Source organism: Vibrio sp. 1727 (genome assembly GCF_033344415.1).
Taxonomy (GTDB): domain Bacteria; phylum Pseudomonadota; class Gammaproteobacteria; order Enterobacterales; family Vibrionaceae; genus Vibrio; species Vibrio alginolyticus.
Map to the genome: position 1 here is coordinate 105,083 of NZ_JAWPOT010000014.1, position 20,317 is coordinate 125,399.

Here is a 20,317-nt window from a genome sequence, read left to right on the forward strand (position 1 = left end):
GACTGAATGGAAGCAAACCATGAACACAAATATTAATACTCAATATCGTAAGCCGCTTCCGGGAACTCAACTGGATTATTTTGATGCACGCGAAGCCGTCAATGCCATTTCTCCTGGAGCCTATGAAACACTCCCTTATACCTCTCGCGTGCTAGCTGAGCAACTGGTCCGCCGCTGTGACCCGAACACATTGACAGATAGCCTGAAACAGTTAATTGAACGCAAACGCGATCTTGATTTTCCTTGGTATCCAGCACGCGTTGTTTGTCATGACATTCTTGGTCAGACCGCTCTAGTCGATTTAGCGGGTCTGCGCGATGCCATTTCAGATCAGGGCGGTGATCCTGCAAAAGTGAACCCAGTGGTTGAGACACAATTGATCGTTGACCACTCTTTAGCGGTTGAACATGCGGGCTTTGACCCTGATGCCTTCGACAAAAACCGCGCGATTGAAGAGCGCCGTAATGAAGACCGATTCCACTTTATTGAGTGGTGTAAAACAGCGTTTGAAAACGTCAGCGTGATTCCAGCTGGGAATGGCATCATGCACCAAATCAACTTGGAAAAAATGTCTCCTGTGGTACAAGCAAAGCAGGGCATTGCCTACCCAGACACCTGTGTGGGTACGGACAGTCACACGCCTCACGTAGACGCTCTTGGTGTTATTGCGATAGGTGTCGGTGGTCTGGAAGCAGAAACCGTCATGCTTGGCCGACCATCAATGATGCGTCTACCAGATATTGTCGGTGTCAAACTGACGGGTAAACGTCAACCGGGCATTACCGCAACGGATATTGTCCTTGCGATTACTGAGTTTCTGCGTAATGAGCGTGTGGTATCTTCATATCTTGAATTCTTCGGAGAAGGCGCACGTGATCTAACGATCGGAGACCGCGCAACGATTTCAAACATGACACCAGAATACGGCGCAACAGCTGGCATGTTTTATATTGATGAGCAGACCATCAATTACTTGAAACTAACTGGTCGAGATGAAGAACAAGTTGCTCTAGTAGAAAATTACGCAAAACAAACCGGTCTTTGGGCAGACGATCTTGATAGCGCCGTTTACGAGCGCGTACTTGAGTTCGATTTATCATCAGTTAGCCGTAACTTGGCTGGTCCGTCAAACCCTCATCGTCGTTTACCAACTTCTGAGTTGGCACAGCGCGGTATTTCTGGAGCGTGGGAAGAGAAAGAAGGCGAGTTGCCAGATGGTGCAGTGATCATCGCTGCTATTACCTCATGTACGAATACTAGTAACCCAAGAAACGTGGTTGCTGCAGGCCTTGTGGCGAAGAAAGCCAACGAACTTGGTCTTGTACGTAAACCTTGGGTGAAATCGTCTTTTGCTCCGGGTTCTAAAGTTGCACGCTTGTATCTGGAAGAAGCGGGCTTATTACCAGAGCTAGAGAAGCTTGGCTTTGGCATTGTTGGTTACGCATGTACAACTTGTAACGGTATGAGTGGTGCGCTGGATCCAAAAATCCAACAAGAGATCATCGACCGTGATTTATATGCGACAGCGGTGCTTTCTGGTAACCGTAACTTTGATGGTCGAATCCATCCGTACGCCAAACAAGCTTTTTTGGCTTCACCACCATTGGTTGTCGCTTATGCGCTAGCGGGTACGATTCGTTTTGATATCGAGCGCGATGCATTGGGCACGGACCAAAACGGCAAACCAATTTATCTCAATGATTTGTGGCCAAGCGATGAAGAGATCGATGCAGTTGTCGGTACTCATGTTAAACCTGAGCAGTTTAAGCAAGTTTACATTCAGATGTTTAAGCTGAATGATCAAGAGCAAAATCCCAACCCGCTGTACGACTGGCGTCCGATGAGTACCTATATCCGCCGACCACCGTACTGGGAAGGTGCGCTAGCGGGAGAAAGAACATTGTCTGGTATGCGTCCATTGGCGATTCTGGGCGACAACATCACCACTGATCACTTATCACCATCCAACGCGATTCTCGCTAGCAGCGCAGCAGGTGAATACTTAGCGAAAATGGGTGTGCCAGAAGAAGATTTCAACTCTTACGCGACTCACCGTGGTGACCACTTAACGGCGCAACGCGCGACCTTCGCTAACCCAAAGCTGTTCAATGAAATGGTAAAGGAAAACGGCGAAGTCGTGCAGGGATCTCTGGCGCGTGTAGAGCCAGAAGGGCAGGTGGTTCGTATGTGGGAAGCGATTGAAACCTACATGAATCGTAAACAACCATTGATCGTGGTGGCTGGCGCGGATTACGGTCAGGGGTCATCCCGTGACTGGGCAGCAAAAGGCGTTCGACTGGCGGGCGTAGAAGCCATTGTTGCTGAAGGCTTTGAGCGTATTCACCGTACTAACTTGGTTGGCATGGGCGTACTACCACTGCAATTTAAGTCGGGCGTTAACCGCAATACGCTAGAGCTGGATGGTACGGAACTTTACGACGTGGTTGGAGAAATCAAGCCGGGCGCTGATTTAGCGCTGGTTATCACACGCAGCAACGGCGATAAAGTCGATGTTCCGGTTACTTGTCGCTTAGATACCGCTGACGAAGTTCACGTGTACAACGCGGGCGGTGTTCTGCAGCGTTTCGCGCAAGATTTCTTGGCACAATAAGGAGTGCGTATGGCAAATAATACTCCGAATCAAACAAGCCAAATAAAAGTGCCCGCGACGTACATGCGTGGCGGCACGAGTAAAGGTGTCTTTTTCAACCTAGAGGATTTACCTCAAGAAGCGCAAATGGCTGGAGCCGCGCGTGACAAGCTGTTGTTACGTGTTATCGGCAGCCCGGATCCTTACGCGAAGCAAATCGACGGTATGGGTGGTGCAACCTCCAGCACCAGTAAAACAGTGATTGTTTCGCGCAGTAGCCAAGACGGTCATGACGTTGACTATTTGTTTGGACAAGTGTCGATCGACAAACCATTCGTCGATTGGAGTGGTAACTGCGGCAACTTGTCTGCGGCAGTTGGTCCCTTCGCCATTCATGCTGGGCTGATTCCACAAGATTGCATTCCAGAAAATGGCATTGTGACGGTGCGTGTTTGGCAGGTGAACATCAGCAAAACCATCTTGATTCACGTTCCAATTGTTAATGGTTTCGTCCAAGAAACCGGCGAGTTTGAGCTCGATGGCGTGACGTTTCCAGCCGCTGAGATTCAAGTCGATTTCGTTGACCCTTCTGATGGCGAAGGCAGCATGTTCCCAACAGGCAACTTAGTCGATGATTTAGTGGTACCGGACGTAGGTACGTTTAACGCCACCTTTATAAATGCGGGCATTCCAACCATTTTTATTGATGCTGAATCGGTTGGTTATCAGGGCACTGAGCTACAAGACGATATCAACAACGATGATGCCGCATTGGCGATGTTCGAATCTATCCGTGCATATGGCGCGTTAAAAATGGGCCTGATTTCTGATTTAGAAGAAGCTCAAACACGCCAGCACACACCGAAAATTGCGTTTGTTTCTAAACCGAAAAGTTACCTGTCTTCAAGTGGTAAAGCCGTTAATGAGTCGGACATAGATGTGTTGGTTCGTGCGTTGTCGATGGGCAAACTTCACCATGCAATGATGGGAACAGCAGCTGTTGCTATCGCTTCAGCGGCGTGTGTACCGGGTACGTTGGTTAACTTGGCTGCTGGTGGCGGTGAAAAAGAGTCAGTGACTTTTGGCCACCCCTCAGGAACGTTAAAAGTTGGGGCACAAGCGAAGCAAACTGAGCAGGGCTGGGTGGTGCAAAAAGCCATTATGAGCCGAAGTGCGAGAATACTGATGGAGGGATTTGTGCGTGTACCCTTCTATGTCTTCGATTAAAAGAGACGATCTTTGGATTAAAAGAGCGATCTTTGAGTAGAACGAGAGCAATGTCAGGACATACTGGAGGAAGCAATATGTCTTCATACGAAAAAGAATACTTATGGGCGAAGAATGAACCGGAGAGTTTTTGGCGCGCTCAAGCGGAGAATATCGATTGGTTTGAATCTCCTAAAACTATCTTGAAATCTGATGAAAACGGCATAGAACGTTGGTTTCCAGATGGTGTAATGAATACGTGCTGGTTAGCATTAGATTACCATTGCGAGCAAGGACGCGGTGATAATACTGCACTCATTTATGACTCGCCAGTGACAGGTCGTAAAGCCACGTACACCTATAGCGACCTACGTGACCAAGTAGCAAAAATTGCTGGCATGCTGTCTGCTCAAGGTGTTGAAAAAGGCGACCGAGTCGTTATTTATATGCCGATGATCCCAGAAGCCGCAATGGCGATGCTTGCCTGCGCGCGTTTGGGGGCGATTCATTCCGTAGTATTCGGTGGTTTTGCACCTAATGAGCTTGCTGTACGAATTGAAGATGCAGAGCCGAAAGTGATCATGACGGCGTCGTGCGGGATTGAGATCAACAAAGTCATTCCATACAAACCAATGGTAGACAAAGCCATTATGGACAGCCGTTGGAAGCCTGAGAAAGTGTTTGTTTTCCAACGTCCAGAGTGCGACGCTGAGCTAAACCAAGAAAGAGACTTAGATTGGCAGCGAGAGTACAAACAAGCGCTGCCACATGGTTGTGTTCCGGTGTTAGCAACCGATCCGCTCTACATACTTTATACATCGGGCACGACAGGTAAGCCGAAAGGCGTTGTGCGTGATAACGGTGGCCATGCTGTCGCGATGAAGTACTCCATGAGCGCAATCTATAACATTCCTCAAGATGGCGTCTTTTGGGCGGCATCTGATGTGGGCTGGGTAGTAGGGCACTCTTACATTGTTTACGCTCCACTGATTCACGGTTGCACTACTATCCTATTCGAAGGCAAGCCTGTTCGAACACCGGATCCTGGCGCATTTTGGCGAGTGTGTGATGAATATAAAGTAGATGCGTTGTTCTCTGCACCAACGGCGTTTCGTGCGATTAAGAAAGAGGACCCGGAAGGCGAGCACTTAAAACAGCACGACTTGTCGAATCTGAAAACCATCTTTATGGCGGGAGAACGCCTTGACCCTCCGACACTGGAGTGGGTTCAGAGCAAAGCGGACAAGCCCGTTATTGACCACTGGTGGCAAACCGAGACGGGCTGGGCCATCGCTGGCAACCCGACAGGTGTCGAAATGATGCCAGTTAAAGCTGGTTCTTCGACGAAGCCCATTCCGGGTTATCAGGTCGAGATTCTGAATGAACTTGGAGAGGCTGTCGGGCCTAACCAACAAGGCTTTGTCGCATTAAAACGTCCGCTACCACCAAGTTGTCTGCCAACGGTTTGGCGTAATCATGACCGTTTTGAAACTGGTTATCTTAGCCAATTCCCAGGCTACTACGTGTCAGGTGATGGTGGCTATCTGGATGAAGACGGTTACCTGTTTATTATGGGACGTATTGATGACGTGATTAATGTCGCGGGACACCGATTGTCGACAGGTGAAATGGAAGAAATAGTAGGAGGCCACCCAGCGATTGCAGAATGTGCGGTGGTCGGTATCCACGATGATCTAAAAGGTCAGCTTCCACTTGGCTTTGTGGTACTAAAAGACGGCGTCAAAGTGGATGAGCTAGACCTTGAAGGTGAGCTTGTTGGCAAAGTGCGTAGTGAGATAGGTGCAGTTGCTTGCTTCAAGCATGCGTTGGTTGTAGACCGTTTACCGAAAACACGTTCAGGTAAAATTTTGCGTCGAACTATACGTCAAATAGCTGATGGTGAAAAATACACCGTTCCGTCAACGATTGATGACCCAAGTAGCTTGAACGAAATTGAGCGAGTGCTACGACGCTGAGAAAAACTCAATTCTAACTAACCCCTGATCCTCGAACTATGTTGGTTGGTTCTGCCTCTGTACGTTTATTAAGTGCAGGGGCCTTTTTGTTGTTCAAACAGTACAAACGTATCGTGAAAGCATTTGTGACTTGCCAATACGACGTTTTCCTCACAAACTACAGCCATTCCATTTTTAGTGACCCTTTGTATGACCACGTTTGCGATTAAACCTGCGTGTTTTAGCGACCTAGAGTTGCTCAACGATCTTATGTTCGAGCTTCATGATGAGCATCATCTTCAATCTCCTGAGCTTTTCAAAACGGCAGAGGAGATAGAACAAGAAAAAAGCATTGCTCGATATATTGACGACCCTGAGTGCCTTGTTTACGTAGCAAAACAAGGAGATGAAATTATTGGCTTTATCTCTGGTCACTTCTGTGAACTTATTTCTACCGTCAGCCAGCCAGTTATGATGGGAAGTGTGGATGAGCTCTATGTGCTGCCTGAATATCGAAAACAAGGTACGGCGCAGGCATTGATTAATAAAATTGAGTCAACGTTCTCTGATTACGGTGCAAAACAGATGTTTGTTGAAGTATGGCATTTTAACCAGGGCGCAATATCTTTGTATGAAAAACAAGGATTTGCACATCATATCCACTATTTAAGAAAACCGCTGAACGAATAATCGTATTTAACTTTAATATTGTGATTTAGGTTCTATCGAATTGAAATCATTCAGTTCGTCAATAGACTTTTCTCTATAAGTTGCTCGCAATGTTAACAAATTGATATGCACCCACATTGGTATCGGCGTTTTTGTCTGCTTGTTTATTAGTAGCACGAGGATCGTGCTTACAAAAACAAGAGGACAATATTTTGAAACTAACAAAATCGTTACTTGCTTTAGCCGTTTTGCCAATGTTCGCAAGTGCTGATGATTTGTCTCAGACGCAAAATCACACTATCCAACCCCAGATCGTAGGCGGAGTAACTGCCGACCCACGTGACTGGAAATTCTACACCCAAATTGTTAGTCGTTATGGTAACCGATCGTATTGTGGGGCCAGTTATATCGGGAATGGTTACGTCCTGACTGCTGCACATTGTGTTGAGGGTGATTCTCCGAGTCAGATTGCGGTTAAAATCGGTGGCGTTGTTTATAACGGTAGTGATGGTGTTCGTGCAAACGTCAGTGAGATCCATATGCACCCGGCATATCGCCGCGCGACGCTTTCTCATGACCTCGCGGTATTGAAGCTCGACTCTGTGCCTCAAGGTGTTTCTTCAGTTGAGATTGCGAATGGTAGTCTAACGCAATACGCGAGCATCGGAGATTGGCTTAGTGTTGCTGGCTTAGGGCGAACTTCTGAAGGAGGAAGCTCTCCGTCTCGATTGCAGGAGGTTGACGTCCCACTTGTGTCGGATATGACTTGCCGTCAAGCCGGTGGCAACTACACAACGGTTGGAGAAGTGTCATTCTGTGCGGGTATTCCTCAAGGTGGGATAGATTCTTGTCAGGGAGATAGTGGTGGTCCAATCGTTATTAATCGCAGTGGTGTAATTACTCAACTTGGTGTGGTCAGTTGGGGAATAGGTTGTGCTCGTCCTGGTATGTATGGGGTTTATAGCGATATCGCTGCTATGCGCAATTTTGTCGATGGTGTTATCGGAACAGCAACACCACCAAAAGAAAATGTTTCTGTTGGATACACCACCGAACAGACACTGGCATCATTTAATGTTGGGGAGTTACAGCAACATAGCTTTGTTATCCAGAATTCAGGGAACACCACGTTCACTGTGGAAAATGTTCGCGCGTTTGCTTCGGGTGTTACTGATGCAGCTGTTATTGCCAATGATCAGTGCTCTCAGGCGACGTTAGCAATGAATGCAAGTTGTCGTGTTGATGTTGAATTTGGTGCTACTCAGAGCGGAGAAGCAAGAGTGGCTTTGAACTTCAACGTTGATAAGACCAGCACACAATACCAAGCGTTAGTATCCGCTCAAGCGAAAACGGTGACAACGCCTCCCACAGATAGCTGTAAAACTGTATGGCAAGCCAGCTTAGTGTATCTCAAAGGAGATACGGTTACTTGGAATGGTAAAGTTTGGCAAGCGCAGTGGTGGACTCAAGGTGATAATCCAGCAGACTCAGGGCCTTGGGGTGTTTGGCAAAAAGTCGGCGATGCGAATTGCACGTCTAACTAACGATCGGGCCAGTGAATTTGATTCGTTGACCATGAGATAAGATTCATTCTTGGTTTCAACGATCAGTACATAGTTACCATAACTGGGGTTTATTGTTTGCGAATAATAAGCCCTTTTTTATTGTGTCAACTATGAGAACCCACAAAATGTGTATGACTTTGTCCTGACGTTATCTTTATATAACTGGCAGAATTGCGATCAACATTTTATGTTTTGTCTGATTTTTGTCAGGTTTGCATTAAATTATTCTCCAGTGAGCGTTGAGATCAGGTTTTACGCGATCAACTCAGTTTGGCATAACTCGTTACTTAATTTTTGTCGAAAAAGATAAGATTAACTGCCATGATTCATTGGTTATCATTATGTTTATTTAAGGTCATATTTTGTGTTGAGACAGCTGTTATTACTCATCCTTTGTTTTATTTTGTTACCTGTTTCACCGATTTCTACGGCTAAAGCCACTGCGAGCGAAGTTAAAGGAGCGCTCTGTATTGTTCGCGCTGATGACAAGTTAGTGCTAGTTCATGAAGTATTAACGGATAAGATTTCTCTACCTGGCGGAACCATTATTGATGGTGAGTCTCCACAAGTTGCTGCTCAACGAGAAACGTGGGAAGAAACCGGTATAGTGGTTACGGTTGGAGAGGAGCTTGGCAGAACGGACACTGCGGTTTTTTACGACTGTATATCAGACTCTGACATTATCGCTTTTTCTATGAATAATTCTTTAGGTGGAAATGAACTGCCTATTTGGTTTGCCCCTCATTATGGAGTAGAAGTTGCGTCAGCGATGTTGCTTAGCCCATCTGAATTACCATCATCTTTATATCGTTATCCTGAGCAATGGCCACAAGCCACTCAGTTTTTTGATCAAGCTACCAAGCAATCAGTATCTTATGTGACTCAGTTGATCGAATCCGCGCCTTCATTTCGTCAGGTTGAATTGGCGTGGCTGATAGATTTACAGAGTTGGGTAGGGGCGTTGTCAGAAACGAGTTACGAGGTAGCTAGTCAGATCTCGAAACTCGTTATAGATCTGATAGAACCGACGGTACTACTCTGTCTATTTCCTTTTGCCATGATGCGCTTTGGTAGCCGGTTTGTGTACCGACTCTTTTTCGCAATTAGTACAACGTCGCTTATGGTGCTTGTCGCTCAACAAGGCTTTTCGCTACCGCGCCCACATGTCTATATACCAATGATGGAGTTAACGCACAGCTTTGGCTTTAGTTTTCCTAGCTTGCCTATCGCTGTGTGGTTTTGTGTGCTGACGTTCTTGTTTCATAGAACCCAGTATTTTGGTTTGAATGGAACAACGGCAGTCTTCGTGTTCATCACTCTTACTGTGGTGTTAGGTAAGTTTTTCCTCGGCAGTGCCTTTATTTTAGATATGTTATTTGGCGCGCTGTTAGGCAGCTTGGTGGCTTGGCATGTTCTTCGACTGGAAACAAATCAAGATGTGAACGTTGATCAAGTTCTAAGCTCAAAAGGCGTCTGGTTAATTATGACTGCGGCAACAGCGGTCATCTCCGTCATCTGGCCATTACCTGTGTTTGGTCGCTGGCTAGCAATTTTAATCACTGCATCAGCGTTGGTCATGACATTTAAAGAGTCGAAAGCACATTTAGATACTCGGCAGATGATCTTTGTGACGCTGGCATTGTTGCTTGTTGATCAACTCTATTTGTACTCGGCTAATATCGTATCGTTTAGCGGTTTGTGGTCATTAGTCTTGTCGACGTTACATTATCCATTATTAATGTTGTTATTTATGCTGCTTGCAAGGAAGCTGACTTGTGAAAACCAACCGAGCAAAACGTTGCTAGATTGATGGCTGTATTTGTTATCTATTAGTATTTGAGTAAAAACAAAGCCTTGCATTACAGCAAGGCTTTTACACGTTTAGTCCACGAACAACGCCGCTTGCCTATCTTGGACGGCTAGGGGTGTTAAACGTAAGAAGCTTAACGCAACAGACATGGCGGAAAGGGCTATGCATTGAGCACGAACTTTTCTATAGCTTTAGCGACACCGTGCTCATCATTACTTGCCGTAATGTAGTCAGCGATTTGCTTGGTTTCTTCCATTGCATTTGCCATCGCGATACCAAGGCCAGCGTATTTCAGCATGTGGTGGTCATTTTCTGCGTCACCCATACAGATAACTTCTTCCGGTTTAATTCCCAGATACTCGGCAATTGCGGCAACACCAATACCTTTGTTGCTCGCAGGGTTAAGAAACTCAAGGAAAAACGGAGCGCTTTGAACAACCGTAAACGCTTCGCGCATTTCAGCTGGCAGTGCTGCTATAACTTCTGTTAGTTTGCTTGGCTCTGCAACCATCATAGCTTTGATGATTGGATGATCGTCTTCTAGTGATTCGAAGTTCATCTCGGTGACATTTAAGCCATTTATCTTTGCTTCAATATCGGTGTAAGGGTTGTGTTCGTTGGTGATTAAACCATGAACTTGACTAAAAGCATGGACGTACGCACCTAGCTCTTCGGCTTTTCGCGCCACCAATTTTGCAGCTTTACCATCTATGATTTGCTGGTGGATGATGTCGTTTGTGCCTACGTTCTTGACCATCGAACCGTTGTAGTAAAGAACAAAATCTCGATCGGAATGGATATTCAGTTCGTCGAGCTTGTCTTGCATTCCTTCTAATGGGCGACCAGAAGCGAGAACGACAGTAACGCCTGCTTCTCGAGCTTTTGCGATCGCTTGTTTGTTTTCTTCAGAAATGGCTTTATCACTATTGAGTAGCGTGCCATCCATATCTAGTGCGATCAGTTTATACATCATTTCTTACCTTAAAGTTTTTTGGGAGCTGTCAGTGAATAAGGCTTGGTTTAACGTTAACCAGAAACCTATATTCATTACGCTATGAAACTACAAAATGGTCTATTTTAACAATTAATTTTTGGTTTAAATTGACCTAGACACGCGTGTCCATTATGGTCTTCGCCTCGAAATGTTATGAGTTGAGTGAGTTCTGCGTTGTATAAGCTAAATGAGATGTTTGAAACCATCCAAGGGGAAGGGGTTTTTACTGGAGTCCCTGCTGTTTTTGTTCGGCTTCAAGAGTGTCCGGTTGGTTGCTCATGGTGCGATACCAAACAAACGTGGTATGCAGATGAGAATGATCAACGTCAAATAGGCGATATTCTGGTGAAAACGGAAGATTCTCCGACGTGGTGTGTTGCATCTGCCGAGAACATCGTAGAGCAATATCAACAGCAAGGCTTTAATGCTAAGCATATCGTGATTACTGGTGGAGAGCCTTGTATTTATGATCTGCGCCCTTTAACAAAGGCGTTTGAAGATATGGGGTGCCAATGCCAAATTGAAACCAGTGGCACATCAGAAGTGATTACTTCAGAAAATACGTGGGTGACAGTGTCACCAAAAGTAGCAATGAAAGGTAAACTGCCAGTGCTTAATAGTGCGTTAGAGCGGGCAAATGAGATTAAGCATCCAGTCGGCACCCAGAAAGACATCGACCACCTTGATGACCTTTTAGCAAATGCGAACGTAGCGGCTGAGACTATCATTGCACTACAACCAATTAGCCAGAAGCCTCGTGCTACGCAATTGTGTATTGATACGTGCATTGCCCGCAATTGGCGTTTGTCTGTTCAAACTCATAAATATTTGAGTATTGCTTAGACGAGAGACTCGTCATCATTCGAGGTAGCTTTGCTATCGAAACATTGTCGATATATCTAAACAATTTATAGCGTTGTAAAAGCTAAGCAGTGTTGGCTGCTGTGGTGTGGTGCTATCTTTGGTTCGACAATCGTTTCGCATTTAATTGATGCCACCAATCTGGCGGCATCAAAAGAAGCTCTGTTGGCTGGAGTTTCACGCTGAGATAAAACGTTTAGAAGCTAACGCAAAAGGTTTTATCCCAGCGCTATTACCGCTAACAAAGACTATTTGCTCGCTAAGTATTCTTCTAAGCCGCTTTGTCGCAGTAGGCACGCTGGGCATTCACCACAGCCTTTACCAACGATTCCGTTGTAACATGTTAAAGTATTGTTTTGGACAAACTCCAACATATTGTGCTTATCAGCTAGAGCCCAGGTCTCGGCTTTAGTAAGCCACATTAAAGGAGTCTTAATGTTGAAGGCTTTATCCATACCTAAATTGCAAGAGAGATTTAGAGAGCGAATAAAGTTGTCTCGGCAGTCAGGGTAACCACTAAAGTCTGTTTCGCAGACTCCCGTAATGATGTCTTGAATGCCAAGCTGGTAAGCATGGATACATGCGTAAGTAAGAAAGAGAATGTTTCTCCCTGGAACGAATGTATTGGGTACGTTAGCGTCGCTTAAGTCATTAGATACCGGAATGTTGTCTCTTGTCAGCGAGCTTATCGCTAACTCATTAATTGATTTTACATCCAGGACTTTGTGGCTTTTGATGTTAAGTTGCTTACCTAATTCGATAGCGATATCTATTTCATCTGAATGACGCTGGCCATAATCAAACGTTATAGCATGAACTTCATCATATGTATTTAATGCATCGATTAAGCAGGTCGTAGAGTCCTGCCCACCGGAAAAAACCACAAGTGCTTTTGTTGTAGCCATGTTGAACCCTTAGTTATGCTCTTTGATTCTTTGGTATTGATACGTATTCTTAGGCGTTTAATCCCAATTACGTACTCGACTTCGTGGCGATTGCGTCCGCAATCAGCTGGGCTGTGCTCTCAAGCACTCTTTGCTTGTCATCATTTGACAGCTTGTGGAGATTCACAGCAAGTTCAGCGGTGATTTTATCTTCACAAAAAAAATAGTTTAGAGGCACGTTTAGCTCATCTGCGATAAGTTTGAGCGTTTTTACGTCGGGAGTATGGCGCTCCCTTTCGTATTGATTCATCCTTGCACTTGCAGAACTATCATCCATGCCGATACGGATGCCCAGTGCTTTTTGGGACAGATTCGCTTGTTTACGCGCATGCTTAAGGCGGGCTGGGAGTGGGTTATTAAACAACACTTAAAGTTCATACGAAGGACTTGGATGACTAAGATTATCTTAGTTTTTCTGATTTGTGTATACTAAGTAATACTTAGTTATTACCGAGGTCGCCAAGGCCGTGTATGTATAGCTAAACAAGATTTCGTATCTTTAGGTTGATTAAGTGACGTTGAATCTACTTCTTCAAAAACTGCCGTATGAAGGAGTGGGAGGAGCGAGTAAGGGCACGAGAAACCGCAGCGATTTGTAGAGCAGAATTTGCTCTTCACATAAACGTAGTCGTCTAAGTTGAAGAGCAATATTGTTCTTGATGATCAACTATATACTTAAGTAAATAACTGTGTCGCACAATAGATCAGAGCTGCTGCTAAGCTCATATTGATGACTTTGCCATATCTTTGGAATTGCGATTGAAGTAGCTTTCCTGCAACGGCCCAGACTACGTTGCTAAGAAGTGCGATCAAAGCAAGAATGAGGCTAGTCGCTAAGATCCAGTAGATATTCTGAGTGTGGGGCAGTACGAACGTAGAGATAGAGGTAATTCCATAAAGAATGATTTTCACATTAACGAACTGCAAACCGAAACCTGTTAAGAAACTGATACCTTTAGAATTATCCGGTGAAGTTTTGATCTCACTCGTAGCAAGCCCCCAAGCCAACCAAACAATATAAGCTGCTCCAATCCATGTTAGCCAAGGTGTAATCACGGGCAAGAGGCTGATCATGTTATACGTGAAAGCGCCACAAAGTAGCATCAAAACAACATAGCCACAAAACATCCCCGAAATCACTTTTGTTGAGCGTTTTAGTCCATATTGCGTCGCGATGCTGAGCGATAAAATGTTGTTTGGCCCTGGTGTAATTGAAGTAATGATTACGTAAGTAAAAAATGCGGTGTAGATGGCGGTCATCTCTATCTCTCCTGTTTTTACTGCACTATACTTCGCTACAATTGATTAAAAAATCGAATAAATTAAAACTTAGACTTTTAATTTATTGAACTGTTGGTTGTGGAGTCTAGTCATGAATCTAAAACGCTTTCTTACTTTTAAAGCTATTGTTGAAGAAGGATCGTTTCTAAAAGCGTCACAGAAGCTTTATTGCACGCAATCAACCGTCACCTTTCAAATCAAGCAGTTGGAACAAGATCTGTCTTTGCAGCTGTTCGAAAAAATAGGGCGTAAGATGGTTTTGACTCAAGCAGGAGAAAAGATACTGCCTTACGTCTATGAACTGGCGCGAGTGATGGAAAATATTGAGGGAACAGCACAGCAAGAAAACTCGGAGCCGACCGGTGAATTGAAAGTGCTGGTTGCTGAGACTCAACTTGCTTATAAGATGGCTAATGTTTTAAAAGAGTTCAGGATCAGAGCGCCCAATGTTCGACTCTCTCTGCAATCACAAAATTGCTATCAGATTCGAGATGAGTTGATAGCGGATAAAGCTGATTTAGGTGTGTTTTATCGAGTTGGTAATGACGATACGCTCAAGGTCCACGAGTTTGAGCACGAGCCACTGGTATTGGTTGCTTCACCGCTTTTAAAAGGGCTAGATTTAAAGAAGAGAGAGCAACATATTGATTTAGGGTTTATAAGCAATGGCCCTAAGTGCCTTTTTCGACAGATGTTTGAGAGCATTATTCAGGAGCGTGATATTAGCATCGACAACATGATCGAACTTAGCAGTATTAATACGATCAAAAACTGCGTTGAGAGTAATATTGGTATCTCTTATTTACCTCGTTTTACGGTTGAAAAAGAGTTGCAAGAGGGCAGTTTACAAGAGCTTGAGTTCACCGAATTTTCACAGATGATCAAGCCACTTTGTGCTTATCATGCTGGGAAGTGTGTGACGCCGGCGATGGAAGTCTTTATTGATTGTATGCGTAACGAGTATGAACGGTTTTCTACTCAGAGCCGGTGATCTTTAATATGTTCTATCTGACATAGTTTCGTTTTTACTCCTTTTTACTTTTTAAGTGGCTACTTCTAATTTATTGATTTTTATTGCTTTGTTGTGAATCCGACTGTTGTGGGATGATAAATGGGATCTGATGTGAAGAGCTATTTATTGACGGAAAGAGATAAGATATAAAAACGACGGCGTGTGATAACTAGATTAGATAAGGTTACATAATTAACAGTGTAATAAATGCCATTCTTTATGGATTATTTTCAACGAGACTTAATTGTTACGGTTCGTTATTATTAACTCGTTAACGCATCCATTGCTAGGAAGTTAACTTACGCATATTGTTTTTTTCATCATTTGCAGCAAATATAATTTGCTGCTTTTTTTTAGCCAAAAAAGTTCAAAGCTTGAACTACAAGCTCTGAACTCTTATTTATACTTAGTGATTTTCTACTTTAATAAGTAAAACACCGTTTAAAAGTATCGCGTAACCTAGTAACTCTAAGCTTTCTTCAACCAAGTTTTTCACGTCTCTATTGTATGAGTTCCCCATGAACTCGACCCAAAAATCACCATACCCTGCAAATCGTGAGAATAAGAAAACAATAAAAAATCCAATCGTTAATGTCGTGAAGCTAGAATGAGAAATGAAAAGTTTTACCTCATTTTTTATGTTAACTATATTATTAAAACAAAAATAACAGACCGAGACTATTATAATCCAAGCAGGATACTTCCATGAACCGTGAGGGAAATACTGCTCTATGTGGTAGTCTATTTCTCTAACGAATATAACCATAAAAAATGAAGACATTATTACTAATATGTGTTTGAGTTCAAGATATTCCTTAGATTTATACAAACACATTAACGATGAAAAAAGCACAAATGCTATTTGAGTCATTTCTATAAGAGAGTTCTCCGATGTGCTTTTGTCCATTTTTACGCTAAAGTAAATCGTTGCTAACGTATAAATAACCAAAAAAATAAGATAAGATATTTTATATACTAACAAACTAGTGACCGAGGTGTGTTTTTCTTCAATATACATCGTAACTTGTATAGGTGATGGATTTGTTAGTATTATAAATCAAGAATTTTTTATATTTAGTGAATTAAGCGCCATTTAGAATGGAACTTAATTCACCTAACATTAAACTTCGATGAATATTAAACGTTACTGGTTTAATTTATTGATTTTATTTTATTTTTTATTTTCTGCTAATTTTGGTTAAATAGAATCACCTAGCTTTTATTGAAATGCTTTTCCCATACTGGTGGTATGCCAATTTCTTCTTGAACGATATCAATGAATGCCCTAACCAATGGTGATTGCTGACGGTGTGAGTACATGGCATAAATATCACCAAAATCTTGAGTTTCATATTCTGGTAAAAGTTGAACTAAATTAGAAGACTCTAGGTTGTTAGGAAGCATAAATTGACCTATGAGTGCTGCGCCCAGACCTGACTTTACGCTTTCAATTATTAGCTCAGCTTCATTGACCATGTATGATCCTGATATTGGGTATGTATCTAAACCATCTGATTTTTCTTTGTCGTAGAATTTAAGTTTGTCGACAATAAAATTACCATTTGAATAAATAATAAAAGGTAGCTTAACTAACTCATCAGGCGTTTCTGGGTTACCATGTTTTTCAATTAAATTTCGAGAAGCAATGATTGCAGTCGTATTTTTTGCTAATTTTCTTGCTACCATTGATGAATCCCTCATAGGTCCGATTCGAAAAGCAATATCAAAATTACTTCTAATCACGTCTACATGAAGATCATCTAGCATTAGTTCAACACTTGCTTTTGGGTACTTATGTAAAAACTTCTCTATCGAAGGTTGTAGATAGAGTTTTCCAAATAATGTTGAGCTTGAAATTCGTACTTTCCCTGAAGGCTCAGTCTGAAAGTTCTCCGCTATTTGTTGAGTATCATCAAGGAGTTGAGATATTTGGTCTGCTTTTTCAACTATTTGCTTGCCGACTTGTGTTAATGAAAGAGAGCGAGTTGTTCTGTTTAATAGCCTAACGCCTAAGTGCTCTTCTAACTGCTTGATGTGTTTAGATAAAACAGAGCGGTCGATATTCATCCCATCTGCTGCTTTTGCAAAAGATCCAGCTTTAGAGACTTCTAAAAGCAGGTGTAGTTTATTTGCTAAATCCACAATGTTTATCCAAGTTAGATATTAGCGTATTAGTTTCATGTATAACTACTGCTCTGTCTAGAAATTATTAATATACTTAATAACCAAAAGAAAAGGGAGCAATAGCTCCCTTTATTATGAATTTAAATGAGTATTTATATTATGGTTATAGTGTTTGACGTTTTTTGTTTCGACTCACTAACATGTAAAAAACAGGTGTGAGTAGTAATCCAAATACCGTTACGCCTACCATACCCGAGAATACGGCAATACCCATTGCTTGTCGCATTTCCGCTCCGGCCCCTGTACCAATCATTAATGGAATAACACCAGCGGTAAATGCAATTGATGTCATTAGAATCGGTCGAAGACGTAAACGACATGCTTCCAAAATCGCTGATAAGGTATCTTGGCCATTGTCTTTAAGTTCTTTAGCGAACTCCACCATCAAGATGGCATTTTTACACGCTAGAGCCACAAGGACAATCAAAGCAATTTGTGTGAATATATTGTTGTCACCACCAATGAACCAAACACCTGCTAGTGCAGAAAAAATGGTCATGGGAACGATCAAAATGATAGCGAATGGCAGTTTTAAACTCTCGTACTGCGAAGCTAGCACCATGAAAACTAACAAAACAACAAGTGGGAATATATACACCATCGTGTTACCAGCCAAAATCTGCTGGTAGGTTACATCAGTCCATTCATAAACCATTCCCTCTGCTAGGTTTTGAGCCAGTACTTCCTCAATAGCCGTTTGGGCTTGGTCAGAACTGTAACCAAAAGCAGGACTGCCGTTTAGTTCTGCACTAGGGTAGCCGTTATAGTGCATCACGCGGTCAGGCCCAATCGTAGGTATGATCTCCAGTACAGCGCCGAGAGGAACCATTTGTCCGGCAGCATTTCTTACTTTGTAGTTAAGTATTTGGTCAGGTTCGAGACGATAGTTCATGTCTGCCTGGGCATTCACTTTGTATGTTCTACCAAACATATTGAAGTCATTGACATACAACGATCCTAAATAAACTTGAAGCGCATCAAAAACCTGCTCTAGAGGAACACCTTGCAGCATCGCTTGTTCACGATCTATTTGGATGTCCATCTGCGGCACTTGTATACGAAATGTGGAATATAATCCCATCAGCTCGGGTCTTGTTGATGCCTCACTTATTACCAAGTTCAATTGCTTGAAGAGCTCATCAAACCCCTTGTTCGCACGGTCTTCGATTTGAAGCTTAAAGCCGCCAGTAGATCCAAGTCCTTGGATTGGTGGTGGTGGAAAAATCGCAACGAAGGCTTCATCAATAATTGAAAAGCTCTTATTTAAAGATGCAACAATCGCATTTGCGCCGAGAGTTGGATCATTTCGTTTATCGAAGTCCTCAAGCGTAACAAAAACGATGCCACTATTCGGACTGTTAGTAAAACCATTGACCGATAAGCCTGGGAAAGAAATGGTTTGTGCTACGCCAGGTGTTGCCAGCGCGAGGTTTTCCATTTCTTTAATAACGGACTCTGTTCTATCTAAACTTGCTGCATCTGGAAGTTGGGCGATCGCAACTAAATACTGCTTATCTTGTTGAGGAATGAATCCTCCAGGAACCGCTTTGAATAGAGAAACCGTTCCCCCGAGTAACGCAATGTATACCACCACAACAACAAGGCTAAAGCGAATCAGCTTCTTGACCAGAGCTTGATATTGGTTCGAGCTGTACTCAAAAATTCTATTGAATGGCGCAAAAACATACTTACCAAAAACCGCATCCAATAGCTTGGTTAGCCGATCGGGTTTTGCGTTCTTATCTTGTAATAGCAGTGCTGATAAAGCAGGCGATAACGTCAACGAGTTAATTGCTGAAATAATCGTCGAGATCGTAATTGTTAGTGCGAACTGCTTATAAAACTGACCGGATAACCCTGTAATAAAGGTCGTCGGGATGAACACCGCACATAACACTAAAGCAATTGCAATAATTGGCCCGGTAACTTCGGTCATTGCTTGTTTCGTTGCTTCTAGTGGTGCAAGGCCATTATGGATGTTCCGTTCCACGTTTTCGACGACGACAATGGCGTCATCGACGACGATGCCTATGGCGAGAACAAGTCCAAACAACGAAAGCGTGTTAATCGATACTCCGAGCATTTGCATTACGGCGAACGTACCGATTAATGAAACAGGCACCGCAATGATAGGGATGATAGACGCGCGCCATGTTTGCAAAAACAAAATGACTACAACAACAACTAGTACAATTGCCTCTAGCAGAGTATGAACCACTGCGTCTATCGATCCACGAACAAAGACGGTCGGGTCGTAGGCTATTTCATATGAAACTCCAGCTGGAAAGGCTGCTTGTAAACGGTCCATGGTTGAGCGAACCTGATTCGATAGCTCAATAGCATTAGCACCAGGGCGCTGGAATACGGGCATCGCCACCGCTGGTTTACCATTTAACAAGGCGCGCAGTGCATAAGAGTTTTGACCTAGCTCTACGCGTGCAACGTCTTTAAGACGTGTCAAAGCCCCTGTTTCGTCAACTTTTACTACAATGTCGTTGAATTCATCAATATTCTCCAAGCGGCCTTTTACGTTCAACAAAACTTGGAATTGGTTTTCATTAGCGGCTGGTTGCGCACCTAATGAGCCTGCTGCCACCTGTTGGTTTTGAGATCGGACGGCGGAGACGACGTCCATTACGGTTAGATTTCTAGAAGCGAGCTCATCTGGATTTAACCACAAGCGCATTGAGTACTCGTCACCACCGAAAAGGCGCACATCACCAACGCCTCCGAGCCGAGCTATCTCATCTTTCAAGTTTAAATTAGCGTAGTTAGCTAAATAACTGACTTCACGGCTAGAATCTGGAGAATATATATGCACAACCATAGTGAGATCAGGAGAGGCTTTTTCGGCAACAACTCCTAACCGTTGGACGGCTTCTGGTAATCGGGGCAAAGCTGTAGTGACGCGGTTTTGAATTTGAACCTGAGCTTTGTCCAAGTCCGTACCTAAAGCAAAGGTTACGGTCAATGTCATTCTGCCGTCACTGGTTGCCTGCGAAAACATATATAACATGTTTTCTGTACCATTAATTTCTTGCTCCAGAGGCGTAGCAACTGTTTCTGCGATTACTTTTGGGTTCGCACCAGGATAGTTTGCTGTAACTACCACTGTAGGAGGGACAACCTCTGGATATTCACTCACAGGCAACTGTAAAAGTGAAATTGCGCCTACTATTAATATCAATAGCGATAACATAGAGGCAAATATGGGTCTTTGAATAAAAAAGTGTGCAAATTTCATTC

General features: G+C 43.4%; 14 protein-coding genes. 8 read left to right on the forward strand and 6 right to left on the reverse strand.

Annotation, left to right across the window (positions count from 1 at the left end):
* The first annotated feature begins 19 nt into the window (after positions 1 to 19).
* The 6 genes from acnD (at position 20) to R8O10_RS14610 (ending at position 9,795) form a co-directional block, all read left to right on the forward strand.
* A complete protein-coding gene (gene acnD / locus R8O10_RS14585; protein ID WP_017633775.1) occupies positions 20 to 2,611 on the forward strand; it encodes a Fe/S-dependent 2-methylisocitrate dehydratase AcnD in 2,592 nt (863 codons plus the stop codon).
* A 9-nt stretch (positions 2,612 to 2,620) separates the two neighbouring features.
* Positions 2,621 to 3,817: a 2-methylaconitate cis-trans isomerase PrpF gene (prpF, locus tag R8O10_RS14590; protein WP_258470552.1), complete on the forward strand. Its 1,197-nt coding sequence runs from the start codon at positions 2,621 to 2,623 to the stop codon at positions 3,815 to 3,817.
* Positions 3,818 to 3,894: 77 nt separating this feature from the next.
* Positions 3,895 to 5,772 carry a propionyl-CoA synthetase gene (locus R8O10_RS14595; protein ID WP_053350355.1) on the forward strand — a complete coding sequence of 626 codons (1,878 nt, stop codon included), beginning with the start codon at positions 3,895 to 3,897 and terminating at the stop codon, positions 5,770 to 5,772.
* Positions 5,773 to 5,961: 189 nt separating this feature from the next.
* Positions 5,962 to 6,441 (forward strand): GNAT family N-acetyltransferase, encoded by a 480-nt coding sequence (locus R8O10_RS14600; protein WP_005377290.1) that lies wholly within the window; start codon positions 5,962 to 5,964, stop codon positions 6,439 to 6,441.
* A gap of 191 nt (positions 6,442 to 6,632) precedes the next feature.
* Positions 6,633 to 7,964 (forward strand): trypsin-like serine protease, encoded by a 1,332-nt coding sequence (locus R8O10_RS14605; protein ID WP_042523747.1) that lies wholly within the window; start codon positions 6,633 to 6,635, stop codon positions 7,962 to 7,964.
* A gap of 385 nt (positions 7,965 to 8,349) precedes the next feature.
* The gene (locus R8O10_RS14610) at positions 8,350 to 9,795 is read left to right on the forward strand and encodes a bifunctional NUDIX hydrolase/phosphatase PAP2 family protein (RefSeq protein ID WP_318191506.1); all 1,446 of its coding nucleotides are present in this window, start codon (positions 8,350 to 8,352) and stop codon (positions 9,793 to 9,795) included.
* A gap of 160 nt (positions 9,796 to 9,955) precedes the next feature.
* On the opposite strand, the gene R8O10_RS14615 is transcribed toward R8O10_RS14610, so the two are convergent.
* Positions 9,956 to 10,765, reverse strand: coding sequence for a Cof-type HAD-IIB family hydrolase (locus R8O10_RS14615; RefSeq protein WP_017821691.1), 810 nt, complete (start codon positions 10,763 to 10,765; stop codon positions 9,956 to 9,958).
* A 216-nt stretch (positions 10,766 to 10,981) separates the two neighbouring features.
* Between R8O10_RS14615 and queE the strand changes: the two genes are divergently transcribed.
* Positions 10,982 to 11,632, forward strand: coding sequence for a 7-carboxy-7-deazaguanine synthase QueE (queE, locus tag R8O10_RS14620; RefSeq protein WP_005377296.1), 651 nt, complete (start codon positions 10,982 to 10,984; stop codon positions 11,630 to 11,632).
* Between the two features lie 266 nt (positions 11,633 to 11,898).
* Here the strand turns inward: queE and queC are convergent, their stop codons facing one another.
* The 3 genes from queC to eamB form a co-directional block, all read right to left on the reverse strand.
* Positions 11,899 to 12,555, reverse strand: a complete 657-nt coding sequence (queC, locus tag R8O10_RS14625; RefSeq protein ID WP_005377298.1) for a 7-cyano-7-deazaguanine synthase QueC — start codon at positions 12,553 to 12,555, stop codon at positions 11,899 to 11,901.
* A 67-nt stretch (positions 12,556 to 12,622) separates the two neighbouring features.
* On the reverse strand, positions 12,623 to 12,961 hold the full coding sequence (locus tag R8O10_RS14630) for a helix-turn-helix domain-containing protein (RefSeq protein ID WP_149192497.1): 339 nt from the start codon (positions 12,959 to 12,961) through the stop codon (positions 12,623 to 12,625).
* A gap of 308 nt (positions 12,962 to 13,269) precedes the next feature.
* The gene (gene eamB, locus R8O10_RS14635) at positions 13,270 to 13,854 is read right to left on the reverse strand and encodes a cysteine/O-acetylserine transporter (protein ID WP_047102681.1); all 585 of its coding nucleotides are present in this window, start codon (positions 13,852 to 13,854) and stop codon (positions 13,270 to 13,272) included.
* A gap of 112 nt (positions 13,855 to 13,966) precedes the next feature.
* On the opposite strand from eamB, the gene R8O10_RS14640 reads away from it, so the two are divergent.
* A complete protein-coding gene (locus tag R8O10_RS14640; protein WP_137282042.1) occupies positions 13,967 to 14,866 on the forward strand; it encodes a LysR family transcriptional regulator in 900 nt (299 codons plus the stop codon).
* Between the two features lie 1,233 nt (positions 14,867 to 16,099).
* Here R8O10_RS14640 and R8O10_RS14645 read toward each other — a convergent pair.
* Together R8O10_RS14645 and R8O10_RS14650 are read right to left on the reverse strand one after the other, a co-directional pair.
* Positions 16,100 to 17,029, reverse strand: a complete 930-nt coding sequence (locus R8O10_RS14645) for a LysR family transcriptional regulator (RefSeq protein WP_054579510.1) — start codon at positions 17,027 to 17,029, stop codon at positions 16,100 to 16,102.
* Positions 17,030 to 17,174: 145 nt separating this feature from the next.
* Complete coding sequence (locus R8O10_RS14650; RefSeq protein ID WP_213911255.1) at positions 17,175 to 20,315, reverse strand: efflux RND transporter permease subunit; 3,141 nt, start codon at positions 20,313 to 20,315, stop codon at positions 17,175 to 17,177.
* Positions 20,316 to 20,317: the final 2 nt, after the last annotated feature.